The organism is Solemya elarraichensis gill symbiont (assembly GCF_002021095.1).
In the GTDB taxonomy this organism is placed as follows: domain Bacteria; phylum Pseudomonadota; class Gammaproteobacteria; order Chromatiales; family Chromatiaceae.
The window spans coordinates 1-2835 of the sequence record NZ_MPRK01000219.1; the positions used below are offsets into that span (position 1 = coordinate 1).

General features: G+C 53.6%; 4 protein-coding genes. 3 read left to right on the forward strand and 1 reads right to left on the reverse strand.

What is annotated here, in order from left to right; genetic code table 11:
* Positions 1-385, reverse strand: a 385-nt coding sequence (locus BOW51_RS09245; RefSeq protein ID WP_135568207.1) for a hypothetical protein, incomplete at its 3' end; no start/stop codon positions are given.
* Between the two features lie 109 nt (positions 386-494).
* Here BOW51_RS09245 and tsaA point away from each other — a divergent pair.
* The 3 genes from tsaA to rlmN all read left to right on the forward strand — a co-directional run.
* Positions 495-1199 carry a tRNA (N6-threonylcarbamoyladenosine(37)-N6)-methyltransferase TrmO gene (tsaA, locus tag BOW51_RS09250; RefSeq protein WP_078477472.1) on the forward strand — a complete coding sequence of 235 codons (705 nt, stop codon included), beginning with the start codon at positions 495-497 and terminating at the stop codon, positions 1197-1199.
* A 117-nt stretch (positions 1200-1316) separates the two neighbouring features.
* Positions 1317-1745, forward strand: a complete 429-nt coding sequence (gene ndk, locus BOW51_RS09255) for a nucleoside-diphosphate kinase (protein ID WP_078477473.1) — start codon at positions 1317-1319, stop codon at positions 1743-1745.
* Between the two features lie 3 nt (positions 1746-1748).
* On the forward strand, positions 1749-2835 hold a 1087-nt coding region (gene rlmN / locus BOW51_RS09260), incomplete at its 3' end, for a dual-specificity RNA methyltransferase RlmN (RefSeq protein WP_078477474.1).

Sequence of the window (2835 nt, forward strand, 5' to 3'; positions counted from 1 at the left end):
GCAGCAGCGTAACGTTGTCACGCATCTCTGCGATAGACTCGAGAAGGGGTGTTGCGATACTTCCGAGTGTCCCGGCATCGGTAATTTGGCCCGATGCGGCAAGCTCACCAAGAGCGGTGAGCATCTTTGCCGGTCCCGCCTCCTGTGTGGCTTTTTCGGCCAGCAGGCGAGCCATTATCTGTGCTTCGGGGGCGTCCGGGTGGGCTGTGGCAACTTGTTCGATCTCCCTCAGGGCCTTCACGCGCTCTGCGGTTGTCGTGGCGGCCTTCAGGCGGACTCCGGCAGCTTCCATTTGCGATTGTGCAGCGGCAGGCCACTCGTTTGCGAATGTGTTGGCAGATGTCAACAGTAGGATAATAGGAATCAACAGGAAAATTCTGGTCATGGTGCGCTGCCCCTGTGAATGTTGCTTGATTTAATTCTAGTCGATCCGACGCCGTATGCCCGGCATGTTATTCTGATCTTTCACGAAGATAGTTATTGCCGGGTATCCCATGCAAGCATTCAGTTTCATGCCAATCGCGACAATCGAAACGCCCTTCATGGAGAAGTTTGCGATTCCGCGGCAGGCCGGAATTGTTTCTGCTGCGAAAGGCCGCGTTATTCTGTGTGGCGAGGCGGCAAAGCCGGAATGTGTCGAGGGGCTGGAAGATTTCTCCCACTTGTGGCTCACCTGGGTGTTTCATGGCGTACCGCAGGGTGAGAGGCAGCCTCGTGTGCGTCCGCCGCGCCTGGGGGGCAACGTACGGGTCGGTGTGTTTGCAAGTCGTTCTCCGTTTCGTCCCAATCCGATTGGCCTGTCAGTCGTGAAGCTGGATACTATTCACATCGAATCCGGAAAGGCGATTCTGGAGGTGTCAGGCGTCGATATGATGGATGGCACGCCGATTCTCGATATCAAACCCTACATTCCCTACAGTGACGCAATTTCGGGTGCCAGCGCCGGTTTTGCCCCCGATGCACCGGAATCGAAGCTTGAGGTGCTCTTTTTGCCGGAGGCCGAAGCGGCACTGCGGGCAAGAAGCGACGGCGACTCGGTTCGCGAGTTGATTCGGGCGCTGCTTGCGCTTGATCCCCGTCCTGCCTACAAGCAGGCCCAGACAGAAGGGGAATACGGCATGCTGCTGTACGATTTCGACCTGCAGTGGCGAATCAACGGGAATTGCGCCGAAGTGGTGGCTTTGCGGGCCCCAAAATAGCCTTTCACCTTGCTACCCGGCACAATGGCCAGTAAACTTGGCAGGTTAATTTTCAATCAACATGCCGCCTGTTCGGCTATTCTTTTATTAGTCTTTGATTTCCGGAGAAATTTTCCCATGGCTATTGAACGTACCCTCTCTATGATTAAGCCCGATGCTGTCGCAAAAAACATCATTGGCAAGATCTACAGCCGCTTTGAGACCAACGGTCTGAAAATCGTTGCTTCACGCATGATCCACCTGACCAAAGAGCAGGCTGGTGAGTTCTACGCTGTACACAAGGAGCGTCCTTTCTATAATGATCTGATCGAGTTCATGACTTCCGGTCCAATCATGGCGCAGGCACTTGAGGGTGAAGACGCAGTTACGAAGAACCGCGAACTGATGGGCGCGACCAATCCTGCCGAGGCAGCTGAAGGCACCATTCGTGCAGATTTCGCCGAGACAGTTGACGAAAATGCCGTTCACGGTTCAGATTCCCTTGAGAATGCTGCGATCGAGATTGCTTTCTTCTTCCCTGAAGGCGTCTGCGAGCGTACGCGCTAAACAATGGAAGCCGCGGCAGAAAAAATCGATCTGCTCAGCCTTGACCGCGAGGGTCTGGAGGCGCTCGCGGTCAAGTTTGGTTACAAGACCTTTCAGGGTCGTAACCTGCTGAAATGGATCCATAAACATGGCGTCATCGATTTCGAGGCCATGACGGATCTGCCGCAACGTCTGCGCGATCAGTTGATCGAGCAGACGGAAATCCTGGTGCCGGAGGTTGTTTTCGAACAGCCTTCTAACGACGGCACCGTCAAATGGGTTGTCGAGCTCTACGATGGCCAGCGTATCGAGTCTGTCTATATTCCCGAGGAAGGCAGGTCTACCCTGTGTGTCTCTTCCCAGGTGGGCTGTGCGCTTGACTGCTCTTTCTGTTCGACTGCCCAGCAGGGTTTTAACCGTAATCTCACCGCTGGTGAAATTGTCGCCCAGGTGTGGGTGTCTGCACACCGTATGAAGTTGCCGGTAACCAATGTCGTAATGATGGGCATGGGTGAGCCACTGGCAAATTTTGATGCCGTGGTGACAGCGATGAACCTGATGCAGGATGATCTTGGTCTCAAGCTTTCCAAGCACAAGATCACCCTTAGTACCTCGGGCATTGTCCCGGCACTGAATAAACTGCGCGAGAAGAGTGATGTGTGTCTCGCGGTATCACTGCATGCTGCAGATAATGCGCTGCGTGATGAACTGGTACCAATCAACAAAAAGTATCCGCTTGAAGAGCTGATTCCAGCTTGCAAGGAGTACATCAAGAACGACAAGCGTAGAAAAATTACCTGGGAATACGTAATGCTCGATGGCGTCAATGACACCAACAAGCATGCAAAGGCACTGATCAGGTTGCTTGAGGGAGTGCCCTCGAAGATCAATCTGATTCCCTTTAATCCTTTTCCGGGTACCGATTACAAAACCTCTTCACCTGAACGTGTTGATGCATTTCGTAACAAGTTGATGAAGGCAGGGCTGTTTACAGTGACGCGCAAGACCAGGGGCGATGATATCGATGCCGCCTGTGGTCAGCTTGTGGGACGCGTGCAGGATCGCAGTCGCAGGCAGTTGAGAAGAGTGAATTCAACCAAGGTAAAGGCAC

Bases quoted from the DNA above. Each gene is read 5' to 3' on its own strand.
- tsaA (WP_078477472.1), top strand. From the start codon at position 495: ATGCAAGCATTCAGTTTCATGCCAATCGCGACAATCGAAACGCCCTTC.
- ndk (WP_078477473.1), top strand. From the start codon at position 1,317: ATGGCTATTGAACGTACCCTCTCTATGATTAAGCCCGATGCTGTCGCA.